Origin of the sequence: Streptomyces sp. NPDC048416 (genome assembly GCF_043200435.1) — a bacterium.
Classification (GTDB): Bacteria; Actinomycetota; Actinomycetes; order Streptomycetales; family Streptomycetaceae; genus Streptomyces.
This window is the reverse complement of the sequence record NZ_JBICXU010000004.1, coordinates 87,359-110,094: the sequence shown is the minus strand read 5'-3', so window position 1 is coordinate 110,094 and position 22,736 is coordinate 87,359. Positions and strand designations below refer to the sequence as shown.

Below are 22,736 nucleotides of genomic sequence, written 5' to 3'. Positions count from 1 at the left end.
GTGCAGGGAAAGACGCTGGTTATCCAGGGCCCAAGGGCTCAGGTCGCTCTGAGAACTCCCGGCCCACCCAAGACATGCAGGAGCAAGTGGTGATCGAAGAAACCCTCCTCGAGGCCGAGGAGAAGATGGAGAAGGCCGTCGTGGTCGCCAAGGAGGACTTCGCCGCGATCCGCACCGGCCGTGCGCACCCGGCGATGTTCAACAAGATCGTGGCGGACTACTACGGCGCGCTGACGCCGATCAACCAGCTCGCCTCCTTCTCGGTGCCGGAGCCGCGCATGGCGGTGGTGACCCCGTTCGACAAGAGCGCGCTGCGCAACATCGAGCAGGCCATCCGCGACTCGGACCTGGGCGTCAACCCCAGCAACGACGGCAGCATCATCCGCGTGAACTTCCCGGAGCTGACCGAGGAGCGCCGCAAGGACTACATCAAGGTTGCCCGCACCAAGGCCGAGGACTCCAAGGTGTCGATCCGCGCCGTGCGCCGCAAGGCCAAGGACGCCCTCGACAAGCTCGTCAAGGACAAGGAGTCCGGCGAGGACGAGGTCCGCCGTGCGGAGAAGGAGCTCGACGACACCACCGCCAAGTACGTGGCGCAGGTCGACGAGCTGCTCAAGCACAAGGAAGCCGAGCTGCTAGAGGTCTGATGAACGACTCTTCCTGGGGGGCTCCGCCGAGACCCGCGTACTGGGGAACCCCCGAGGGGCCTTCCCAGGGGGCGTTCCCGGCGGGGCCTGCATACGATCCGTATGACGCCCCGCCCGTGTCGCGGACGCAGCCGATGCCCGTCGTGCCCGACGCGGGCGACGACGCCGAAGACCGCGACGAACGTGACCGGGGGACCGCTCTGCCGGGCGGTCCTCTCTTCCGCGACGAGACGCCGCAGGAGCCCATGGCAAGCACTCCGCCTCCGCCGCCCGTGCCCGCCCAGCCGGAGAAGAAGCGGGCGGGCCGCGATCTGCGGTCCGCGATAGGGGTCGGTGTCGCCCTGGGCGCGGTCGTCATCGCCTCCCTGTTCGTCGTGAAGGCCGTCTTCGTCGGGGTCGTCGCGGTCGCCGTCGTCGTCGGCCTGTGGGAGCTGACCAGCCGCCTCGAAGAGCGCAAGCAGATCAAGGCGCCGCTCGTGCCGCTCGCCGTGGGCGGCGCGGCGATGGTCGTCGCCGGATACGTCAGCGGCGCCGAGGGCGCATGGGTGGCGATGGCGCTCACCGCGCTCGCGGTGCTCGTGTGGCGGATGACCGAGCCGCCCGAGAACTATCTGCGGGACGTCACCGCGGGCGTCTTCGCGGCGTTCTACGTGCCGTTCCTCGCCACGTTCGTCGCCATGCTGCTCGCCGCGGACGACGGTCCCTGGCGGGTGCTGACCTTCCTGCTCCTGACCGTGGTCAGTGACACGGGTGCGTACGCGATCGGCTGGCGCTTCGGCAAGCACAAGCTGGCGCCGCGCATCAGCCCCGGAAAGACCCGCGAGGGCCTGTTCGGCGCGGTGTCCTTCGCGATGGTGGCGGGCGCGCTGTGCATGCAGTTCCTGATCGACGACGGCACCTGGTGGCAGGGCCTGCTCCTCGGCGTCGCGGTGGCCGCGAGCGCCACGCTCGGCGACCTCGGCGAGTCGATGATCAAGCGGGACCTGGGCATCAAGGACATGGGCACCCTGCTGCCGGGCCATGGCGGCATCATGGACCGTCTGGACTCGCTGCTGCCGACCGCTCCGGTGGTGTGGCTGCTGCTCGCGGTCTTCGTCGGCACGGGCTGAGCGGCATCCGGTTACCCTTGAAGGGCGCGTCGCTCGCGAGCGACGCGCCCTTTTCGGCCTCGCGTCCGCGGGGTGATCCTGTGAGGTCTCCTGGCTTCGGCACCGTATCGTCGCCTGCTCCGCGCCCAGCGGGGATCGCCGGCCTCGTCGTACTGAGGAGTTACCGCTCATGGCACGCCCCGTTCCGGGAGAACTGACCTTCACCGCGCCGCGCGGAGCGAAGCAGCCGCCGCGGCACCTCGCCGACCTGTCGCCCGCCGAGCGCAAGGAAGCCGTCGCCGCGATCGGTGAGAAGCCGTTCCGCGCCAAGCAGCTCTCGCAGCACTACTTCGCGCGCTACGCCCACAACCCCGCCGAGTGGACCGACATCCCGCTCGCCGCGCGCGGCCGGCTCCAGGAGGAGCTGCTGCCCGACCTGATGTCGGTCGTGCGGCACATCTCCTGCGACGACGACACCACCCGCAAGACGCTGTGGAAGCTGCACGACGGCACGCTCGTCGAGTCCGTCCTGATGCGTTACCCGGACCGGGTGACGATGTGCATCTCCTCGCAGGCCGGCTGCGGCATGAACTGCCCGTTCTGCGCCACCGGCCAGGCGGGCCTGGACCGCAACCTCTCGACCGCCGAGATCGTGCACCAGATCGTCGACGGCATGCGCGCCCTGCGCGACGGCGAGGTCCCCGGCGGCCCGGCCCGTCTCTCCAACATCGTCTTCATGGGCATGGGCGAACCGCTCGCCAACTACAAGCGGGTCGTCGGCTCCATCCGCCGCCTCACCGACCCCGAGCCCGACGGCCTCGGCCTGTCCCAGCGCGGCATCACCGTCTCCACCGTCGGCCTGGTCCCCGCCATGCACCGCTTCGCAGACGAGGGCTTCAAGTGCCGTCTCGCGGTCAGCCTGCACGCCCCCGACGACGAACTGCGCGACACCCTCGTGCCGGTCAACACCCGGTGGAAGGTGCGCGAAGTGCTCGACGCCGCATGGGAGTACGCCGAGAAGTCCGGGCGCCGCATCTCCATCGAGTACGCCCTGATCCGCGACATCAACGACCAGGCGTGGCGCGGTGACCTGCTCGGCCGCCTCCTCAAGGGCAAGCGGGTGCACGTCAACCTGATCCCGCTGAACCCGACGCCCGGCTCCAAGTGGACGGCGTCGCGGCCCGAGGACGAGAAGGCGTTCGTCGAGGCCATCGCGGCCCATGGCGTGCCCGTGACCGTCCGCGACACCCGGGGCCAGGAGATCGACGGAGCCTGCGGGCAGCTGGCCGCCACGGAGCGGTAGTCCGAGGGGCAGAACGGCCCGGGCCGGGCCGGGGGCCCCGTGTAACCTGGCCGGAAACATCTGCATATTCCGACAGGGGAGCGCCACAGCGCTGAGAGTGCGGTACCCATTCATGGGACACGGACCGCAGACCCTCTGAACCTTGCCCCGGTCATGCGGGGTAGGAAGTTCGGCGATTACTCAAGCTGTTGCGCCCTGCCCGCACGACTGGACGTCGTGCGGGCAGGGCCGCGTCTCTTCCTGGTCATCTCCAGGAGGAATGAAGAAATGCGCAGTACCAAGAGGCTCGCGGCCGGTGCGCTCGCCGCCGCCCTCGGCGTCGCCACGCTCGCGGCCTGCGGCAGCTCGGACGGCAAGAAGGCGTCCGGCTCGACCGGCGGCTCCGGCGGCAAGACCGTGACGCTCGTCAGCCACGACTCGTTCGCCGCGTCCGACCCGGTGCTCAAGGCATTCACCGCCCAGACCGGCTACACCGTCAAGGTCCTCAAGAGCGGCGACGCCGGAGCCGCCCTCAACCAGGAAATCCTCACCAAGGGCTCCCCGCGCGGCGACGTCTTCTTCGGCGTCGACAACACCCTTCTCTCGCGCGCCCTGGACAACGGCATCTTCACCCCGTACGTCGCCAAGGGCCTGGACCGGGTGCCGGTCGAGGACCAGCTCGACAAGGACAAGCACCGGGTCACCCCCATCGACACCGGCGACATCTGCGTCAATTACGACAAGAAGTACTTCGCGGACAAGAAGCTCAGCCCCCCGCAGTCCTTCGACGACCTGATCAAGCCCGAGTACAAGAACCTCCTGGAGACCGAGAACGTCGCGACGTCCTCGCCCGGTCTCGGCTTCATGCTCGGCACCGTCGCCAAGTACGGCGACGGCGGCTGGCAGGACTACTGGAAGAAGCTGAAGGCCAACGGCGTCAAGGTCGTCGACGGCTGGGAGCAGGCCTACAACACGGACTTCTCCGGCTCGGCCGGCGGCAAGAAGGCCAAGGGCGACCGGCCGCTCGTCGTCTCCTACGCCTCCAGCCCGCCCGCCGAAGTGATCTACGCCGACCCCAAGCCCACCGAGGCCCCCACCGGCGTCGCCACCGGCACCTGCTTCCGCCAGACAGAGTTCGCGGGCCTGCTCAAGGGCGCAAAGAACGAGGCAGGCGGCAAGGCGCTCCTGGACTTCCTGATCTCGAAGAAGTTCCAGGAGGACATGCCGCTCCAGATGTTCGTGGACCCGGTCGCCAAGGACGCGGCGGTGCCCGCCGAATTCACCAGGTTCGGTGCGAAGATCACCGACTCGGCGACCGTCGCCCCCGACACGATCGCCAAGAACCGTGACCAGTGGGTCAAGACGTGGTCCTCGCTCGTCCTGAAGTAGGCCGCCCGCCGGGCAAGCCGCCCCGGAAGCCGGCGCGGCGGAGCGCCGTGCGGGGCAACGCGGTGCGGTTCGGGCTCATGGCCGCGCCGCTCGCGTTCTTCGCCCTGTTCTTCGCCTGGCCCGTGGCCGCCATCGTCGGCCGCGGGCTCACGGCGCAGGGCGCCTGGCACTTCGGGCGGATCGGCGAGGTGCTGACCGACCCGGACATCGCTCACGTCCTGTGGTTCACCACCTGGCAGGCGCTCGCCTCCACCGCGCTCACCCTGGTGATCGCGCTGCCCGGCGCCTATGTCTTCGCCCGCCTCGACTTCCCCGGCAAACAGCTCCTCCGCGCCGTGGTCACCGTCCCGTTCGTGCTGCCGACGGTCGTCGTGGGCACCGCGTTCCTGGCGCTGCTGGGCCGCGGCGGCCTCCTCGACCAGCTGTGGGGCGTACGCCTCGACACCACGGTGTGGGCGATCCTGCTCGCGCACGTCTTCTTCAACTACGCCGTCGTCGTACGCACCGTCGGCGGCCTGTGGTCGCAGCTCGACCCCCGTCAGGAAGAGGCCGCCCGTGTCCTCGGGGCCTCCCGCCTCGGGGCCTGGCGCAGGGTCACCCTGCCCGCGCTCGGCCCCGCCGTCGCCGCGGCCGCGCTCATGGTGTTCCTCTTCACCTTCACCTCCTTCGGCGTCGTCCAGATCCTCGGCGGCCCCACCTTCTCCACCCTCGAAGTGGAGATCTACCGCGAGACCGCCGAACTCCTCGACCTGCCGACCGCGGCCGTCCTGACGATCGTGCAGTTCGCCGCGGTCGGCGCGATCCTCGCCGTGCACGCCTGGGCGACGCGCCGCCGCGAGAGCGCCCTCACCCTCGTGGACCCGGCCCAGACGTCCCGCCGCCCGCGCGGCGCCGCGCAGCGCACGCTGCTCGCCTCGGTCCTCGCCGTCGTGGCCCTGCTGATCCTGCTGCCCGTCGGCGTCCTCGTCGAGCGCTCCCTCGACACCCCCGGTGGCTACGGCCTCGGCTACTACCGGGCCCTCCAGGACGCCGGCGACAACGGCAGCTTCCTGGTGCCGCCCATCGAGGCGATCTGGAACTCGCTCCAGTACGCGCTCGCCGCCACCGCGATCGCGCTGGCGGTCGGCGGACTCGCGGCGGCGGCCCTGGCCCGACGGGGCAGCGGCCGCCTCATGCGGGGCTTCGACGCCCTCCTGATGCTGCCGCTCGGCGTCTCCGCCGTGACCGTCGGCTTCGGCTTCCTGATCACCCTCGACAAGCCGCCGCTGGACCTCAGGACCTCCTGGATCCTGGTGCCGCTCGCCCAGGCACTGGTCGGTACGCCCTTCGTCGTACGGATCATGCTGCCGGTGCTGCGCGCGGTGGACGGACGCCTGCGCGAGGCGGCGGCCGTACTCGGGGCCTCCCCGCTGCGGGCCTGGCGCGAGGTGGATCTGCCGCTGGTGCGCCGGGCGCTGCTCGTCGCGGCGGGCTTCGCCTTCGCGGTCTCGCTCGGCGAGTTCGGGGCGACCGTCTTCATCGCCCGGCCCGACCACCCGACGCTGCCCGTCGCGGTGGCCCGGCTGCTCGGCCGGGCGGGCGACCTCAACTACGGCCAGGCCATGGCCCTCAGCACGATTTTGATGGTGGTGTGCGCGGTGTCGCTGCTCGTCCTCGAACGGATCAGGACCGACCGGAGCGGGGAGTTCTGATGCTGAGACTCGACGGTGTGACCGTACGGTTCGCCGGGCGCGCCGCGCTCGACGCGGTCGACCTGGAGGTCGCCGACCACGAGACGGTGTGCGTGCTCGGGCCGAGCGGCAGCGGCAAGTCCACCCTGCTGCGGGTCGTGGCCGGCCTCCAACCCCCGGACGACGGGCGGGTGTTGCTGGACGGCGCCGACCAGGCGGGGGTGCCCGTGCACAAGCGTGGGCTCGGCCTGATGTTCCAGGACCACCAGCTCTTCCCGCAGCGCGACGTCGCCGGCAACGTGGCGTTCGGGCTGCGCATGCGCAGAGCTTCGCGGGGTGAACAGGCGCGCAGGGTCGCGGAGTTGCTTGACCTGGTCGGGCTGCCCGGCGCCGGAAGGCGGGCCGTCGCCGCGCTGTCCGGCGGCGAACAGCAGCGTGTCGCACTCGCCCGCGCGCTCGCGCCCTCGCCCCGGCTGCTGATGCTGGACGAGCCGCTGGGCCAGCTCGACCGCACCCTGCGCGAACGCCTCGTGGTCGAACTCCGGGCGCTGTTCGGCCAGTTGGGTACGACTGTGCTGGCCGTCACCCACGACCAGGGCGAGGCGTTCGCCCTGGCCGACCGGGTCGTGGTGATGCGGGACGGGCGCATCGCGCAGACCGGCACGCCGCTGGAGGTCTGGCAGCACCCTGCATCGGAGTTCGTGGCCCGCTTCCTCGGCTTCGAGAACGTGGTCCCTGCGACGGTGGCCGGGGAGGCGGCCGACACGCCGTGGGGCAAGGTGCCGGTCCCGGCGGGCTCCCCGCAGGGTCAGGTACGGCTCCTGATTCGCCCTGCGGGCGTGCGGCTCGTCGGGGAGCGGGAGGGGTTGGCGTGCGAGGTGACGGCGCGGACGTTCCGCGGCAGTCACGTGGCCGTACGACTTCGGCCCGGGGGCGGGCCGGCGCTGGAGGCGGAGTGCGAAGTCGCGTCCGCGCCGGAGGTGGGGGCGGGGGTGGGGGTCGCCTTCGCGGCGGGCGAGGTGGTGGTGCTGGGGGATTCCCCCACCCCGCCCCTTCCCTAAACCCTCCGGGGGCGGGACGAGCGCGACCGCGGCCGTTTGCGGCTGCTTGCCGCGCAGTTCCTCGCGCCCATGAACCCGTCGTCCCCTGCGGGTCGTGGTCGCTTTTCGCGCAGTTCCCCGCGCCCCTTGAGGGCCGGCTTTCGGGTGCGGGCCGTGGTCGCTTTTGCGCAGTTCCCCGCGCCCCTGAAATCCGTTGTTCGCTGCGGACCGTGGGGGCTTTTCGCGCAGTTCCTCGCGCCCCTGAAATCCCCCTTTCGTCCGCAGGCCGTGGTCGCTTCTCGCGCAGTTCCCCGCGCCCCTATACCCGTGGTCGTCCGCGGGTCGTGGACGGTGTTCGCGCAGTTCCCCGCGCCCCTATCGGCACTGGTGCAGTGGCCGTGCTGGGTTGCTCGGGCATCTTCAGCCTGTCCGGCGTTTGAGGACGAGCGCCCTTTAGGCGCGAAACGGGGGTGCAGGGGGCGGAGCCCCCGCGTGGGGTCTGGGGCGGAGTCCCAGGGGTCAGCGCATGCAATGAGCTGTACGGGCGGGTGGGTGGGTGGGAAAACCCCCCAGGGCCCGGGGCGCCGCCCAGCCCGTCAGCCCACCCGGGCCAGGTCCGCGGGGCGGGCCTCCGGGGCCTCGGGGGAGCCGAACCACGCCACCGCCACCGCCCCGGCCACCGCGAGGACGAAACCCAGGACCGCCATCCACGCCAGGCCCGCCCGAGACGCGTCGCCCAGCCACAGCACACCGATCGCACCCGGCAGCACCGTCTCGCCCACCACGAGCGCCGCCGTCGCACCGTTCACCGAGCCGATCTGCAGGGCCACCGTGTGCAGGTACATGCCGCCGGCCCCGGCCACGAGGATCGCGTACAGGGCGGGGTCGCCGAGCAGCGCGCCGGGATCGAACGGGTCGATGCCGTTCAGGATGCGGACCCCCACGCCGAGCGCGCCGAAGCCCAGGCCCGACAGGAGCCCGGCGAGGATCGCGGCGCGGGCGCCCAGGAGACGTACGGCCACCGTGCCGCCGGCCATCAGGAGCAGCGCGACCGCCAGGAGCCACCCGTGCGTGGCCAACTCCGTGTGCCCGCTGCCCTCGTGGCCCGCCGCCGAGGCGAGCAGGACCAGGGCCGAGCAGACCACGCCGATGGACGTCCACTCCGCGCGGCTCAGCCGGATGCCGAGGAGCTTGACGCTGAGCACCGCCGTGATGACCAGGTTCGCGCTGATCACCGTCTGGGAGAGGAAGAGGGGGAGCAGCCGGGCGGCCAGCGCGCCGAGCCCGAACCCGACGAAGTCGAGGACCGTGCCGACGATGAATTCCCAGGTCGTCGCCGCCTTCGCGGTGGAGGAGAGGCTGGGACCACCGTGCTGGGTACGGTCGCTCGCGGCCGCGTCGCGGCGGGCGGACTTGCGGGACCCGACGGCTTGCAGGACCGAGCCCGTGCCGTAACAGACCGAGGCGGCGATGGCGGTCAGCAGACCGAGCAGCACGGGGACTCCGTTCATGGCGGGGGCAACCGGTTCACCCCACTTCGCTTTACCAGACGTTTACCGCCCTTTGGGAGTTGCCTGGTGCCCGGTACTTTTCGGCCCGCCCCGCTCGGCGACCTCAGACCTCGCTCGACATGCGGGCCAGCGCGTCGGGCGCCTCGGACACCGAGTCCACCAGCGCGATCCGGGCCGCCATCGGGCGGTCCCGCGCCAGCGCCTGAAGCAGCGGCCAGGTCGGCAGCCGCTCCGTCCAGTGCGCGCGGTCGACCAGCACCATCGGCGTCGGGGTGCCCCGCGACTCGTAGTAGTTCGGCGTCGCGTTGTCGAAGATCTCCTGTACGGTGCCGGCCGCGCCGGGCAGGAAGACGACGCCCGCGTTGGAGCGGGCCAGCAGGCCGTCCTCGCGGGTGGCGTTGGCGAAGTACTTGGCGATGGCGTTCGCGAAGGCGTTCGGGGGCTCGTGGCCGTAGAACCAGGTGGGGATGCCCACCGAGGTTCCGCCGCGCGGCCACCTCGTACGGACCTCGAAGGCCGCGCGCGCCCACTGCGACACGGACGGCCTGAACGAGGGCTCCTTGGCGAGGAGTTCGAGCGCGGAGCCCAGCATCGCGTCGTCGAAGGGAGCCGCGTACGCACCCAGGTTCGCGGCCTCCATCGCACCGGGTCCGCCGCCGGTCGCGACCGTGAAACCGGCACGGGCCAGGGTCCGCCCGAGCACGGCGGCGCCCTGGTACTCGGTCGTGCCGCGGGCCATCGCGTGGCCGCCCATCACGCCCACCACCCGCGCCCCGACGAGCAGTTCGTCCAGGGCGTCGGAGACCGCGTCGTCGTGGATGGAGCGCAGCATCGAGGAGAAGATGTCGCCGTCGGTGCTGGTCCGCTGGAACCACGCGTACGACAACGCGTCCGGGGTGCGTTCGTAGCCCTCGTCGAGCGACGCGAAGAGTTCGGCGGGGGAGTAGAGCGCGCCGCGGTACGGGTCGAACGGCAGGTGCGGCACCGGCGGGAAGACCAGGGCGCCGTCGGCCCTGACCTTGGCCGCCGCGTCCGGATCCATCGCGCAGCCGAGGAAGACGGCGCCGGCGGTGTCGGTGTCGAGCAGCGCGGGCGTACGGGCCGTCAGGTCGACGGACTGTACGCGGAACCCGGCGAGGTCGCTGCGCTTGGCGGTGACCGTGTCGAATTCGGCGAGGGATTCGATCTCGGTGTCGCTGCCCGGGGGGCGGGGTGTCTCTTCTGCGTCGAACACGGCGTCCATGCTAGGCGCTGCGCTGTGCTGGGCCGCTTTCGGGTGAGCCTGGGCCCGTTGGACCCCGGGCCCCTCGATGCCGCCTTCGGCTGCGCCGTCTTTCGGGCGCGGGCCGTTGCTGGTTGCTCGCGGTTGCCGGGTGCGGGCCGTTGCTGGTTGCTCGCGGTTGCCGGGCGCGGGCCGTTGCTGGTTGCTCGCGCAGTTCCCCGCGCCCCTTGAGAGGTCGGTCTTCGGGTGCGGGTCCTGTGTGGCTTGTCGCGCAGTTCCCCGCGCCCCTGTAGGGCGCCCCGCGCTGGTCCGGAACCCCCTTTGTAGGGCCGCCCTCGGACCGGGCACCCCTCTGTAGGCCCCCTGTACGCGCCCCGCTGATAGATGAAGCGTGTATCTGTGTGGGGGGGGCTATCTCAGGGGTAGGGCGGCTACTTCCGCGATGGTTACGGTTACGGGGGTGAAGACCGCCAGGAGGGCCAGTGCGCGCAGGGCCGTTGCGGTTCTGAGGACTGCCGCCGGGGTGCCGAGTGACAGGAGGGCCGCCGTGGTGTGGGCGCGGGCGTGCCGGGACTCCAGGGCCGCGGTGAGCAGCGTGGCCACCGTGCAGCTCATCACCAGCGCCGCGCCGAGCCCGGTGAGCGGGCCGAACGGGTGCGGCCCCACCTGGTCGCCGTACAGGACCGCCGCCGCGATCGCCGCCGAGGCCACCGCGCACACCACGCCGAGGGGGCGCCCGATGCGGCGGGCCTCCGCCATCAGGACGCGGCCCGCGAGCAGGCGCGCGACGCCCGGCCGGGCCAGTTGCAGCAGCCGCCCGCTGAAGTGGGTGAGCGCGGGGCCCGCGAAGGCGAGGCCGAGGGCGGTCAGCGCCCAGCCGGCGAGCACTCCGGCGGTGCTGTTCTCCGGGTGGCCCGGCATCGGGAACGCCGAGCCCGTGGCGCCCCTGCTCGCGTACGTCTCCATCGCCAGGCCCGCCGTGAGCAGCGCGCAGCCCCAGGGCAGTCCGCTGGGCGCGGGTGCCGGCTCCTCGGGGTGCACCGGGTCGCTCCGGTCGCCGGGCCGCGTGGCGCGCCGGGGGCGCAGCGTGAGACCGGCAGCCGCCGAGGCCGTCACCGGCAGCACCGCGAGCAGGGTCAGGGCGGCCGCGACCGGCATCGGCTGGTCCGCGGCGAGCAGACCGGACGCGGCGCCGTCGAAGGGGAGCCCGGTGATGTCACCGCGCAGGTGGAGGTAGACGAGGAGGGCCACCGCCGAGCCGAGGGTGCAGGTGATCGCGGTGGACGCGGCGGCGATCGCGGCGAGACGGGCCGGGCCCAGGCCCACCGCGGAGAGCCCTGGGCGTGGCCGCGTGCTGGGGTCGGTGCGCGCGACCGCGACCGCGAAGTGCGCCGTGGCGGCCAGCGGGACCACGCACCACAGCAGCCGCAGGACCGAGGCGCCGGGATGGCCGACCGCGTGGCCGAGCGTGCACAGCAGGAGGAAGCCGACCCCGGCGGACGCGGCGGACACCAGCAGGCGGCGCAGCAGGACCAGCGGGTGGGTGCCGCGGGCTAGACGGAGAGCGAGCACGCGGCGATACCCTCCGCATCCGAAGGATCGTTCTTGCCGTTCTTGCCCCGGGGGTTGACCCGGCGTCCGTCGATGAGCACCACCGTGCGGTCGGCGAGGGTCGCCACGTCCGTGTCGTGCGTGGCGATCAGCGTGGTGATGTGGTGGGAGCGGGCCGCGGTCAGCAGGGTGCGCAGCACCTGCGCCCGGTCGGTGCGGTGCAGGGTCGCGGTCGGTTCGTCGGCGAACAGCACGGCGGGCGCGGTGATCAGGGCGCGGGCGATCGCGACGCGCTGGCGCTGCCCCTGGAGCAGGGCGTGCGGGCGTTTCTTCGCGCAGGTGTCGATGTCCAGGCGTTCGAGCCATTCGAGCGCGGCCTTCTTCGCGGTGCGGTGCGCGACGCCGCGCAGCAGCAGGGGCAGGGCGGCGTTCTCCCAGGCGCTCAGCTCCGGGACCAGGGTGGGCTCGGGGTCGATCCAGGCGAACCGGTCGCGGCGCAGCCGTTCGCGGGCCACGACGCCCAGGGTGTGGACGGGCGCGCTGTTGAACCACACCTCGCCCTCGTCCGGCACCAGGGTGCCCGAGAGGCAGCGCAGCAGGGTCGTCTTGCCGCAGCCGCGCGGGCCGCCGACGGCAAGGATCTCGCCTTCGCGGACCCCCACGCTGACCCCGGTCAGGGCGGGCGATCCACTGTGGGAGTGGTGCAGGGAACGCGCCCACAGCACGTCGTTGTCCGGCGGAGCCACCATCGTGCACACCTCGGTTCAGATCAGATTTCCTGCTCCTCGTACGGGGGAACGAAGGCAGGGCCGATCGGTCACTGGGCACGCTAGGCAGTGGGGTGTGGCTGTCCCAACAGCACGCGGCCCGGCCGCGCCCATCTCACTCGGATGGGCGCGGCCGGGCCGGGGACGGGGTGGCTCAGAGCTTTGTCCAGGCCTCCGTCAGGACCTGACGCAGGACGCCCTCGATCTCGTCGAACGTCGACTGGTCGGAGATCAGCGGCGGGGCCAGCTGGACCACCGGGTCGCCGCGGTCGTCGGCCCGGCAGTACAGGCCGTTGTCGTACAGCGCCTTGGAGAGGAACCCGTACAGGACGCGCTCGGTCTCCTCGTCGTTGAACGTCTCCTTGGTGGCCTTGTCCTTCACCAGCTCGATGCCGTAGAAGAACCCGTTGCCGCGGACGTCGCCGACGATCGGCAGGTCGTGGAGCTTCTTCAGCGTGTTGAAGAAGGCGTCCTCGTTGTCGAGCACGTGCTGGTTGAGGCCTTCCTTCTCGAAGATGTCGAGGTTGGCCAGGCCCACCGCCGCGGAGACCGGGTGGCCGCCGAAGGTGTAGCCGTGCAGGAAGGTGTTGTCACCCTTGTAGAAGGGCTCCGCCAGCTTGTCGGAGATGATGCAGGCGCCGATCGGGGAGTAGCCCGAGGTCATGCCCTTGGCGCAGGTGATCATGTCCGGTACGTAGTCGAACTTGTCACAGGCGAACATCGTGCCGAGGCGGCCGAAGGCGCAGATGACCTCGTCGGAGACGAGCAGCACGTCGTACTTGTCGCAGATCTCGCGGACCCGCTGGAAGTAGCCGGGCGGCGGCGGGAAGCAGCCGCCCGCGTTCTGCACCGGCTCAAGGAAGACGGCGGCCACGGTCTCGGGACCCTCGAACAGGATCTCCTGCTCGATCTGGTCGGCGGCCCAGCGGCCGAAGGCCACCGGGTCGTCGGCGTGTATCGAGGCGCGGTAGATGTTGGTGTTCGGCACCTTGTGCGCGCCGGGGACCAGCGGCTCGAAGGGTGCCTTCAGGGCGGGCAGCCCGGTGATGGACAGGGCGCCCTGCGGGGTGCCGTGGTAGGCGACCGCACGCGAGATGACCTTGTACTTCGTGTGGTTGCCGGTGAGCTTGTGGTACTGCTTCGCCAGCTTCCACGCGGTCTCGACGGCCTCGCCGCCACCGGTGGTGAAGAAGACCTTGTTGAGGTCGCCCGGCGCGTAGTTCGCAAGGCGCTCGGCGAGCTCGACGGCCTTGGGGTGGGCGTAGGACCACACCGGGAAGAAGGCCAGTTCCTGAGCCTGCTTGTACGCGGTCTCGGCGAGCTCGTGACGGCCGTGGCCGGCGTTGACGACGAACAGGCCCGACAGGCCGTCGAGGTACTTCTTTCCCTTGTCGTCGTAGATGTAGGTGCCCTCGCCACGCACGATGGTGGGAACGGGGGCGTTCTCGTACGACGACATGCGGGTGAAGTGCATCCACAGGTGGTCGTAGGCGGTACGGCTCAGGTCCTTGCTCACGGCTATCGGGTTCCCCACATATAGGTCTGCTTCTTCAGCTTGAGGTAGACGAAGCTCTCGGTGGAGCGCACGCCGGGGAGGGCGCGGATCCTCTTGTTGATCACTTCGAGCAGGTGGTCGTCGTCCTCGCAGACGACCTCCACCATCAGGTCGAAGGAGCCCGCGGTCACCACCACGTACTCGCATTCGGCCATGGCCGTCAGCGCTTCCGCCACGGGGTCGAGGTCTCCCTCGACGCGGATGCCGACCATCGCCTGACGCCGGAATCCCACGGTGAGCGGGTCGGTGACGGCGACGATCTGCATGACGCCCTGGTCGAGCAGCTTCTGTACGCGCTGGCGCACGGCCGCCTCGGACAGGCCCACGGCCTTGCCGATCGCGGCGTACGGACGACGCCCGTCCTCCTGGAGCTGCTCGATGATCGCCAGGGAGACGGCATCGATCGACGTCCCGTTGGAGCGACGCGCGGCGTCGCCCTGCGGGGCGGGGGTCGGGAGCCGGGAGGGTGATCCGTTCCCGATCCTGGGGTCTGTGCTTCGGCTGGCCACGGAGCCACTGTGCACCCGACCCGGTCCGTCCCGCAACCCCAAAGCGATGAAATTCGTTGTTCCGAGACCTTCCGGGAACTGAATCCGAAGTTCAGGGGCGTCGGGTCTGTCGAAAGCGTCGCTCGACCGACTAGGGTGGGTTGTCTCATCCATCGGACATCGGACCGGGAGGCCAGCGAAGTGACCACCGAACTGCGTCGGCTGCGCACGCTACGTAACTACATCGACGGGGAGTTCCGCGATGCCGCCGACGGGCGGACCATCGAGGTGGTCAACCCCGCCACGGGCCAGGCGTACGCGACGTCCCCGCTCTCCGGCCAGGAGGACGTCGACGCCGCCATGGCCGCCGCCGCCAGGGCGTTCCCCGCCTGGCGCGACAGCACGCCGGCCGAGCGCCAGCGCGTGCTGCTCAAGATCGCGGACGCCTTCGAGGAGCGCGCCGAGGAGCTGATCGCCGCCGAGTCGGAGAACACCGGCAAGCCGCTGGAGCTCACCCGCACCGAAGAAGTGCCGCCGATGGTGGACCAGATCCGCTTCTTCGCGGGCGCCGCCCGGCTGCTCGAAGGCCGCAGCGCCGGCGAGTACATGGAGGGTCTGACCTCCATCGTGCGCCGCGAGCCGGTCGGCGTGTGCGCGCAGGTCGCGCCGTGGAACTACCCGATGATGATGGCCGTGTGGAAGTTCGCCCCGGCGCTCGCCGCGGGCAACACCGTCGTCCTCAAGCCGTCGGACACCACGCCCGCCTCGACCGTCCTGATCGCCGAGATCATCGGCGCGATCGTGCCCAAGGGCGTCTTCAACGTCGTGTGCGGAGACCGTGACACCGGCCGCGCGATGGTCGAGCACAGGACCCCGGCGATGGCCTCCATCACCGGTTCCGTACGGGCCGGCATGCAGGTCGCCGAGTCCGCCTCCAAGGACGTCAAGCGCGTCCACCTGGAGCTGGGCGGCAAGGCCCCGGTCGTCGTCTTCGAGGACGCCGACATCGCCAAGGCCGTCGAGGACATCGCGGTCGCGGGCTACTTCAACGCCGGTCAGGACTGCACGGCCGCCACCCGCGTCCTCGTCCACGAGTCGATCCACGACGAGTTCGTGACCGCGCTCGCCAAGGCCGCCGCCGACACCAAGACCGGGCAGCCCGACGACGCCGACGTGCTGTACGGCCCGCTCAACAACGCCAACCAGCTGAAGCAGGTCACCGGCTTCATCGAGCGCCTGCCCGCGCACGCCAAGGTCGAGGCGGGCGGCCACCGGGTCGGCGACCAGGGCTACTTCTACGCCCCGACCGTCGTCTCCGGCCTCCAGCAGGACGACGAGATCATCCAGAACGAGGTGTTCGGGCCGGTCATCACCGTCCAGTCCTTCACCGACGAGGCCCAGGCCCTGGAGTACGCCAACGGCGTCGAGTACGCGCTGGCCTCCTCCGTGTGGACCAAGGACCACGCCCGCGCCATGCGGATGTCCAAGAACCTCGACTTCGGCTGCGTGTGGATCAACACCCACATCCCGCTGGTCGCCGAGATGCCGCACGGCGGATTCAAGAAGTCCGGCTACGGCAAGGACCTCTCCGCGTACGGCTTCGAGGACTACACCCGCATCAAGCACGTGATGACGTCCATCGAGGGCTGAGCCGAAGCCTGAACGCAGGGCCTGAACACCGGGCCTGAACACCGGGCCTGAACACCGGGAAGGGGCGGGGGAGTTGTTCCCCCGCCCCTTCCCGCTGTCCCGATCGGCCCGACAGGGTGTCCGGCCTGGGGCGCAGGGCTGGACGCAGCGTCCATTGAAGCCCGTGGGCGCGGCCGGGCATCCTGCGGACATGCCACCGACCGCGCACCGCGCCAGCAGCCCCTTCTCCCGCCGCAGCCTCCTGCGCGCCCTCGGCGGCGGGGCGGCGCTCGCCGCGCTGGCCGGCTGCGGGGTCCCCGCGGCGTACGTCGCACCGGGCGAGCGGGCCGGACGCGACCGCTCGGCGGCCGACAAGTCCCTCACCTTCGCCAACTGGCCGCTCTACATAGACGTCGACGACGACGACGCCTCCAAGCGGCCCACCCTGGAGGCGTTCACCAAGAACACCGGGATCTCCGTCACCTACACCGAGGAGATCAACGACAACGACGAGTTCTTCGGGAAGATCAGTCCCGCCCTGATGAACCATCAGGAGACCGGCCGCGACCTCATGGTCATCAGCGACTGGATGGCGGCCCGGTTCGTACGGCTCGGCTGGGTGCAGGAGATGGACCGGGCCAAGCAGCCCAACGTCGCCCGCCACCTCGACCCCCAACTGCGCACCCCCGCCTTCGACAACGGGCGTCTGCACAGCGTCCCGTGGCAGTCCGGGATCACCGGCATCGCGTACAACAGGAAGAAGCTCGGCCGCGAGCTGAGGCACGTGAGCGACCTGTGGGACCCGCGCCTGGCCGGCAAGGTGACGCTCTTCTCCGGCCTCGACGAATCCTTCGCCCTGCTCATGCAGGGCAACGGCGTCGACATCACGCGGTGGACGGCCGACGACTTCCACCGCATGTGCGACCAGGTGGAGAAGCAGGTCGCGAACCGGCAGATCCGCCGCTTCACCGGCAACGACTACACCAGCGACCTCAACAAGGGCGACGTCCTGGCCTGCCAGGCCTACAGCGGCGACGTCTTCCAACTCCAGGCGGACAACCCCGACATCGAGTTCGTGGTACCCGAGGAGGGCGCGGAGCTGTGGGCGGAGTCGATGATGATCCCCAACCTGGCCCGCCACAAGGCGAACGCGGAAGCCCTGGTCGACTACTACTACGACCCCGAGGTCGCCGCCGAACTCGCCGCGTCCGTCAACTACGTCTGCCCGGTCCCGGCCGCCCGCGAGGTCCTGGCCTCCTCCAAGAACAAGGACGAGGCCGAACTCGCCGAGAACCCCCTGATCTTCCCCGACGACGCGATGCGGCGCCGCCTCGCGATCGCCCGGGACATCACCTCCGAGGAACGCGTCGAATTCGCCAAGCGGTGGAACGCGATCGTGGGCCTGTAGGCGGGCGCGACGCTCGGACGCGCGTCAGGGTGAGGGCGATGGTGACGGTGGTACGGGGCAGGGGCGCAGCACCATGAGCGAGTCCTCCACGGCCGCCACCATCGCGAAGGGGAACCGGTCGACTTCGAGGCAGAGCGCGACATCGTCGGGGTGGACCCCCTGGCGCACCCCCTCCGCCAGCTCCGCCGCCGCGCGTGACCCGGCCGCGCGCCGGAGGAACCCGGCGGCGTCCGTCCCGCCGCCCTCGGCCCGGCGCGCGATGTACTCGGCGCACGCCCGGTCCTCGTCGGCCCGGCCGTCCTCGCCGGTCACCACATACGTGACGCCGTGGCTCCTGCGCGCCCGCAGGAGCCCGGCCGTCGCCTCGGCCACCACGAAGCCGGCGCACAGCACCAGCGAGGCGTCCTTCACCGCGAGGGCGCCGACCGTCCCCGCGGTGGTCTTCTGCACCACGGTCCGCCCGGCGAGGTCGATGGACCGCAGCAGACCGGGCGAGTTGACGGCGTCGAACCCGGGCGCGGGGGGACCGTCCTTGAGCGCCACCCAGCCGGGATGGCGCCCCTTGAGGGCGAGGGCTTCGTCCACCGAGCCGGCCAGCACGATCTTCTCCGCCCCTTGACCGAACGCGTGGGCGGCCACCGTGAAGGCCCGCATGACATCAACCACGACGGCCACGGCCGGGGTCCGGGTCAGCTCGGGGATGCCGAGGAATCGAGAGTCCATACAAACGATGATCACGCACACCCGGCCCCGGGTGCTGGGCATTTCCCTCCCCCGCCCCAGTTATTGAACGCGTTCAATATGGGCGTACGCTGCGATCATGAGCGAGCGAAGCGCCCTGCTGAGGCGTATACGTGTATGGGTGGCCGTGTTCGTCGTCTGTCTCGTCCTGAGCGGGCTGACGGCCTTTCCCCTCGTGCACGAACTCCACTGGACCCAGGCCCTGTTGCACAACACCCCGCTGGGGGAGTGGCTGCCGGGGCTTGCCGGGTGGATCGGCAGGGTTCGTGCCGGGCTCGAATCCGCCGACGCCGACTACCCCTTCCTGCTGTACGGCACGGACTGGCTGGCCTTCGCCCATCTCGTCATCGCCGTCGCCTTCTACGGCGTCGTGCGGGACCCCGTGCGCAACGTCTGGGTCGTCGAGTTCGGGATGATCGCATGCGCCGGAGTCATCCCGCTCGCCCTGATCTGCGGGCCCGTCCGGGGCATCCCCTTGTGGTGGTCGGTGATCGACATGTCCTTCGGGGTGTTCGGGGTGATCCCGCTGTACGTGGTGCGGCGCAAGATCAAGGCGCTGGAGGGGATGGGCCCCATTCCGGTGGGCGCCGCCGTGCCGGTGTGAGGGGGGTGCGTCAGGAGGGGTCCGGGGCGCCGAAGGTGGCGACCATGATCTTCCGTGCGGTGGGGTTCATGTCCGAGCCCTTGGCGTCCGTGGAGTTGACGCTGTAGACCAGGGTGCGGGCAAGCTGTCCGTCGGGTGACGACGTGGCGGCGATGATGGTGGTGTAGCCGTAGCGGCCGCCCGTCTTGCCCCACACCTGGCGGCCGCCGAGCCGCATCGTCGACAGGCCCACGCTGTACGCGGCGGGCGCGCCCGTCTGCCACGTGCGCACCGAGCGGCCGGGCGTCGTGAACATCTCCTTCAGCTGCGCGCCGCGCACCACATGACCGGCGAACAGGGCACGCGTGAAGCGTTCCAGGTCGGCCGTGGTGGAGATCAGGTCGCCCGCCGCGAAGGTGTCTCCCGCGCCCCACACCGTCACGTCCCGCAGCCGCTTCGAGCCGTCCGGCGCGGTGAAGAGCTGGTAGCCGTGGTTGTGCGGGCCGCGGATCGTGGGATCGGCGCCGGGCACATACGTGTTCTCCAGGTGCAGCGGCCGCACGATGCGGGTGGCGAGCTGGTGGGCGTAGGAGTCGCCGGACACCCGCTCGATGAGCAGGCCCGCCACGGTGTAGCCGATGTTGTCGTAGTGCTGCGCGGTGCCGGGCGCGAAGTCCGGCTTCTGGGCGGTCGCCTCGCGCACCACGTCCGCCGGGTCGCGGCCCTCGAAGCGGTGCGCGTACAGGTAGTCCAGGGAGTCGTCGGGCGAACCCACCGACGGTATGCCGCTGGTGTGGTTCAGGAGTTGACGCACCGTCACATGTGCGTACGCGGCCGGAATCAGGTCGGGAAGGTAGGCGCGCGCCGGCCGGTCCAGGTCGACCCTGCCCTCGCTCGCGAGCTGGAGGACCAGGGCCGCGGTGAAGACCTTGGTGACCGAACCCGCCCGGAAGCGGCCGCCCGGATCCGCGGGGGCGCCACTTGCCAGGTCGTGCACCCCCGCGCCCCCGGCCCAGCTCCCCTCGCTGCCCCCGATCCGCACCAGCGCGGCCGTCGCGTCCGCGCCCGGCTTCCCGGCGTCGGCGATGGCCGCACGCAGAGCGGCGGTGTCGAGGGCGCCCGTGGAGTGGCGGGCGGCTGCCCCCGCCGTCACGGGCGAAGGGGCCGAGGCGATGGCGGGGGCCGCCGGGATGCCGAGGATCAGGGCGGTGGCGAACAGGGCGGTGCGGCTACGGGCGTTCATGGCGGGTTCTCCGTGATCGAGGGACGGTCGGGCTGATGGACCCATCCTGCTGATCACGGCCCGCGCGCGGATCGCCGAGCCGAGCGGTTCCGAGGGGCCGGCTCCTCCCCGGCGCGGGGGAGCCCGACGTCGTGCGCCTCCCTCACGCGGGGGAGGCGCGCCGCTCAGGAGGGCGCGCCCGTGGCGATCAGGCCCGTCTCGTACGCGCAGATCACCGCCTGGACGCGGTCACGCAGCCCCAGCTTCGCCAGGACATTGCCGACGTGCGTCTTCACCGTGTGCTCGGAGACCGTGAGTTCGGCCGCGATCTCCGCGTTCGACAGGCCCCGGCCGAGCAGCAGCAGCGTCTCGCGTTCGCGCGCGGTCAGCGCGTCGAGCCGCCCCGCGGGAGCCGGCGCCGCGGGCCGGGACGTGTACTCGGCGATGAGCCGGCGAGCCACCGACGGCGCGAGCAGCGCGTCCCCGGCCGCCACCACCCGCACCGCATGCACCAGATCGTCCCGGCGGACGTCCTTGAGGAGGAAGCCGCTCGCCCCGGCGTGCAGCGCCTCGTACACATAGGCATCGGAGTCGAAGGTGGTCAGCATCACCGTGCGGCAGGCGCCGCGCGCGCTGATCTCACGGCACGCCTCGATGCCGTCCAGGCGTGGCATCCGGATGTCGAGCAGCGCGACATCGGGTGCCAGTCGGCGTACGGCCTCGACGGCCTGCACGCCGTCGCCGACCTCGGCGACGACCTCGATGTCCTCCTGTACGTCCAGGATCAGGGCGAAGCCGCTGCGCACCAGCTCCTGGTCGTCGGCCACCACCACACGGATCGTCATGCCCCCACCTCCGGTCGGGAGCGTACCGGGCGCAAGGGCGAGGGGCGCGGGGCCGGGGCGCGGGGGGTCAGCGGGATGGTGGCCCGCACGGCGAAGCCCCGGCCGCCCGGGCCCGGACCCGCCGACGCGGCGCCGCCGTGTGCCGCCGCCCGCTCACGCACCCCGATCAGGCCGTGCCCGGTGCCGGTGCCGGTGTCGGTGTCGGGGCGGGCGCGGGGGCCGGAGTCGCCGGAGGGCCCCGGCGCGAGGCCCCGTCCATCGTCCAGGACCGTGATCGTCAACTCGTCGTGTGCGTAAGCCAGTTGGACGGACACGGACGTGGCCGCGGCGTGCTTGACCGCGTTCGTCAGGGCCTCCTGCACGATCCGGTACACCGCCGCCCCCGTGTCCGGTGGGAGCGGGCGGGGTTCGCCGCTCACCTCGTACGCCACCGAAGGGCCGCTCCGCGACACCCGCTCGGCCAGCGCGGGCAGTTCCGCCACCCCGGGTTGCGGTGTGCGCGGGGCCGGGACCGCGTCCGGGGTGTCCTCCTCGCGCAGCACGCCCAGCATCCGGCGCAGCTGCACCATCGCGTCCCGGCCCGTCTCGGAGATCGCCTCGAACGCGGCCTCCGCCCGGGCGGGCGCCGCCCGCACCGCCAGGGGACCCGCCTCCGCCTGCACGACCATGATGGCGACGGCGTGCGACAGGATGTCGTGCATCTCCCGCGCGATACGGGCGCGTTCGCGCGCTGTGGCCTGCTCGGCCTCGATGCGGTTGGCCCGCTCCAGCTGCGCCGCACGGTCCTCGACGGCCGCGGTGTAGGCCTGGCGGGTGTGGGTGAGCCGTCCGAGCGCGTACGCGGCGCCGAAGACGAAGAAGGAGAACATCAGCTCCTTGGCGTCCTGGGTGTTGAGTGCCACCGAGGGTGCGATGAGGGCCGCGACCAGGGCGGCGACGCCGATCCTGCGGCGCGCCGGGCAGAGCGACGCCACCGAGTAGAGGGCGATGAGCCCCGGGTAGGGCAGCGGCTGGCCGGGCCCGTCGAGGGTCAGCTTGTACGCCGCTCCCGCCGCCAGGACCGCGAGCGTCACGGTCACCGGGGCCCGGCGCCGCCACACCAGCGGCAGGACGCACAGCGAGGTCAGCCCGTAGTCCGCCCAGGTCGCGGGGCGCAGCCCGTCGGGCCTGCCCACGACGAACGGGATCGACATCGCCACCTGCACCAGCAGGGCGAGACCGATGTCGACGACCCACCCGTTCGCCGCCCGCAGCCGCGCGGCGAGTCGACCCGGGGCCACCCCTACCCGTACCCGTGCCCGCGCCCGTACCCGTACCCGTGCCCGCGTCCGCAGCCGCGCCGCCCATCGGCCCGCACTCATCCCGCGCCCCCGCCCGCCCGTCGTGTGGTGCCCGCTTGTCAGTCCGTCGCTATCGCGCGGCCAGGACCTTTCGCAACGTCTCCACCCGGTTGGTGGTGATCGAGTCCACGCCGTGCTCGACGAGGCGGCGCTGGGTGCGCCTGGTGTCAGCGGTCCAGGCCGAGACCAGCATCCCGTCCCGGTGGATCCGCTCCACAAGGTCCGCATCGACAAGTCCGAAACGGTGGTTGAGCCAGCGCGGCTTCACCGCGTCGACCAGAGCGGGGCGCGGCGGCGCGGGCTTCGTCCAGGTCAGGGCGATCTCGGCGCCCGGGTCGGCGGCGCGGACCCACAGCATGGCGACCGGCCCCGCGCAGTAGTAGACCCGCTCGCCCGCGCCGCACTCGCGGACCGTGTTCACCACCGTGCGCACCGACTCCTCGGTGGCGCCCGGCAGATCGATCAGCACCCGGTGAGCGCCGACCGCCATCAGAGTCTGGCGCAGGGTGGGGATCCCGCCGCCGGACACCTCCCGCACCTCCTCGTACGGCAGCGCGGCCAGGGGGCGTTCGATGCCCCACAGCCGTTTCAGCGTGTCGTCGTGCAGCAGCACGGGCACGCCGTCCCGGGTCGTACGGACGTCGATCTCGACCGCGTCGGCGCCCCGCTCCAGGGCCGAGGCGATGGAGGGGAGCGTGTTCTCGCGGACGCGGTACGGGTCGCCGCGGTGGGCCACGGCTGTCACGGTGCGCATGGGG

General features: G+C 71.5%; 20 protein-coding genes and 1 riboswitch. Of the genes, 9 read left to right on the top strand and 11 right to left on the bottom strand.

What is annotated here, in order from left to right:
- Nucleotides 1–89: 89 nt before the first annotated feature.
- The 6 genes from frr to ACGFW5_RS07050 all read left to right on the top strand — a co-directional run bounded on the left by frr (nucleotide 90) and on the right by ACGFW5_RS07050 (nucleotide 7,137).
- Nucleotides 90–647: a ribosome recycling factor gene (gene frr, locus ACGFW5_RS07075; RefSeq protein WP_120727660.1), complete on the top strand. Its 558-nt coding sequence runs from the start codon at nucleotides 90–92 to the stop codon at nucleotides 645–647.
- Nucleotides 647–1,756 carry a phosphatidate cytidylyltransferase gene (locus ACGFW5_RS07070; RefSeq protein ID WP_393833169.1) on the top strand — a complete coding sequence of 370 codons (1,110 nt, stop codon included), beginning with the start codon at nucleotides 647–649 and terminating at the stop codon, nucleotides 1,754–1,756. Before frr ends, ACGFW5_RS07070 begins: the two co-directional genes overlap by 1 nt.
- A 169-nt stretch (nucleotides 1,757–1,925) precedes the next feature.
- Entirely contained in the window at nucleotides 1,926–3,038 is a 1,113-nt protein-coding gene (gene rlmN / locus ACGFW5_RS07065; RefSeq protein WP_393833168.1) for a 23S rRNA (adenine(2503)-C(2))-methyltransferase RlmN, read from the top strand.
- A 64-nt stretch (nucleotides 3,039–3,102) separates the two neighbouring features.
- Nucleotides 3,103–3,223: riboswitch (TPP riboswitch) on the top strand.
- Between the two features lie 82 nt (nucleotides 3,224–3,305).
- Entirely contained in the window at nucleotides 3,306–4,406 is a 1,101-nt protein-coding gene (locus ACGFW5_RS07060) for a thiamine ABC transporter substrate binding subunit (protein WP_393833167.1), read from the top strand.
- 77 nt (nucleotides 4,407–4,483) lie between these two features.
- Nucleotides 4,484–6,097, top strand: a complete 1,614-nt coding sequence (locus tag ACGFW5_RS07055) for an ABC transporter permease (RefSeq protein WP_393833390.1) — start codon at nucleotides 4,484–4,486, stop codon at nucleotides 6,095–6,097.
- A complete protein-coding gene (locus ACGFW5_RS07050) occupies nucleotides 6,097–7,137 on the top strand; it encodes an ABC transporter ATP-binding protein (protein WP_393833166.1) in 1,041 nt (346 codons plus the stop codon). The genes ACGFW5_RS07055 and ACGFW5_RS07050 overlap by 1 nt, the downstream gene beginning before the upstream one ends.
- A 575-nt stretch (nucleotides 7,138–7,712) precedes the next feature.
- Here the strand turns inward: ACGFW5_RS07050 and ACGFW5_RS07045 are convergent.
- The 6 genes from ACGFW5_RS07045 to ACGFW5_RS07020 all read right to left on the bottom strand — a co-directional run bounded on the left by ACGFW5_RS07045 (nucleotide 7,713) and on the right by ACGFW5_RS07020 (nucleotide 14,246).
- Nucleotides 7,713–8,612, bottom strand: a complete 900-nt coding sequence (locus tag ACGFW5_RS07045) for a hypothetical protein (RefSeq protein ID WP_393833389.1) — start codon at nucleotides 8,610–8,612, stop codon at nucleotides 7,713–7,715.
- A gap of 118 nt (nucleotides 8,613–8,730) precedes the next feature.
- Nucleotides 8,731–9,861, bottom strand: a complete 1,131-nt coding sequence (locus ACGFW5_RS07040) for an LOG family protein (protein WP_393833165.1) — start codon at nucleotides 9,859–9,861, stop codon at nucleotides 8,731–8,733.
- A gap of 399 nt (nucleotides 9,862–10,260) precedes the next feature.
- Nucleotides 10,261–11,421: a hypothetical protein gene (locus ACGFW5_RS07035; RefSeq protein ID WP_393833164.1), complete on the bottom strand. Its 1,161-nt coding sequence runs from the start codon at nucleotides 11,419–11,421 to the stop codon at nucleotides 10,261–10,263.
- Nucleotides 11,403–12,149, bottom strand: coding sequence for an ABC transporter ATP-binding protein (locus tag ACGFW5_RS07030; RefSeq protein WP_393833163.1), 747 nt, complete (start codon nucleotides 12,147–12,149; stop codon nucleotides 11,403–11,405). Before ACGFW5_RS07030 ends, ACGFW5_RS07035 begins: the two co-directional genes overlap by 19 nt.
- Before the next feature lie 172 nt (nucleotides 12,150–12,321).
- On the bottom strand, nucleotides 12,322–13,701 hold the full coding sequence (locus ACGFW5_RS07025; protein ID WP_393833162.1) for an aspartate aminotransferase family protein: 1,380 nt from the start codon (nucleotides 13,699–13,701) through the stop codon (nucleotides 12,322–12,324).
- Entirely contained in the window at nucleotides 13,686–14,246 is a 561-nt protein-coding gene (locus ACGFW5_RS07020; RefSeq protein WP_393833161.1) for an Lrp/AsnC family transcriptional regulator, read from the bottom strand. Before ACGFW5_RS07020 ends, ACGFW5_RS07025 begins: the two co-directional genes overlap by 16 nt.
- Nucleotides 14,247–14,411: 165 nt before the next feature.
- On the opposite strand from ACGFW5_RS07020, the gene ACGFW5_RS07015 reads away from it, so the two are divergent.
- Nucleotides 14,412–15,860 carry a gamma-aminobutyraldehyde dehydrogenase gene (locus ACGFW5_RS07015; protein ID WP_393833160.1) on the top strand — a complete coding sequence of 483 codons (1,449 nt, stop codon included), beginning with the start codon at nucleotides 14,412–14,414 and terminating at the stop codon, nucleotides 15,858–15,860.
- A 190-nt stretch (nucleotides 15,861–16,050) separates the two neighbouring features.
- A complete protein-coding gene (locus ACGFW5_RS07010) occupies nucleotides 16,051–17,247 on the top strand; it encodes a spermidine/putrescine ABC transporter substrate-binding protein (protein WP_393833159.1) in 1,197 nt (398 codons plus the stop codon).
- Between the two features lie 24 nt (nucleotides 17,248–17,271).
- Here ACGFW5_RS07010 and ACGFW5_RS07005 read toward each other — a convergent pair whose 3' ends face one another.
- Entirely contained in the window at nucleotides 17,272–17,970 is a 699-nt protein-coding gene (locus ACGFW5_RS07005; RefSeq protein WP_393833158.1) for a 2-phosphosulfolactate phosphatase, read from the bottom strand.
- A gap of 97 nt (nucleotides 17,971–18,067) precedes the next feature.
- On the opposite strand from ACGFW5_RS07005, the gene ACGFW5_RS07000 reads away from it, so the two are divergent.
- Complete coding sequence (locus ACGFW5_RS07000) at nucleotides 18,068–18,592, top strand: hypothetical protein (protein ID WP_393833157.1); 525 nt, start codon at nucleotides 18,068–18,070, stop codon at nucleotides 18,590–18,592.
- A gap of 10 nt (nucleotides 18,593–18,602) precedes the next feature.
- On the opposite strand, the gene ACGFW5_RS06995 is transcribed toward ACGFW5_RS07000, so the two are convergent.
- From ACGFW5_RS06995 to ACGFW5_RS06980, 4 genes are all read right to left on the bottom strand, one after another.
- The gene (locus ACGFW5_RS06995) at nucleotides 18,603–19,814 is read right to left on the bottom strand and encodes a serine hydrolase domain-containing protein (protein ID WP_393833156.1); all 1,212 of its coding nucleotides are present in this window, start codon (nucleotides 19,812–19,814) and stop codon (nucleotides 18,603–18,605) included.
- A gap of 164 nt (nucleotides 19,815–19,978) precedes the next feature.
- A complete protein-coding gene (locus ACGFW5_RS06990; protein WP_393833155.1) occupies nucleotides 19,979–20,638 on the bottom strand; it encodes a response regulator in 660 nt (219 codons plus the stop codon).
- Nucleotides 20,635–21,831 carry a sensor histidine kinase gene (locus ACGFW5_RS06985; RefSeq protein WP_393833388.1) on the bottom strand — a complete coding sequence of 399 codons (1,197 nt, stop codon included), beginning with the start codon at nucleotides 21,829–21,831 and terminating at the stop codon, nucleotides 20,635–20,637. Before ACGFW5_RS06985 ends, ACGFW5_RS06990 begins: the two co-directional genes overlap by 4 nt.
- A gap of 217 nt (nucleotides 21,832–22,048) precedes the next feature.
- Nucleotides 22,049–22,732 carry a glycerophosphodiester phosphodiesterase gene (locus tag ACGFW5_RS06980; protein WP_393833154.1) on the bottom strand — a complete coding sequence of 228 codons (684 nt, stop codon included), beginning with the start codon at nucleotides 22,730–22,732 and terminating at the stop codon, nucleotides 22,049–22,051.
- Nucleotides 22,733–22,736 lie beyond the last annotated feature (4 nt).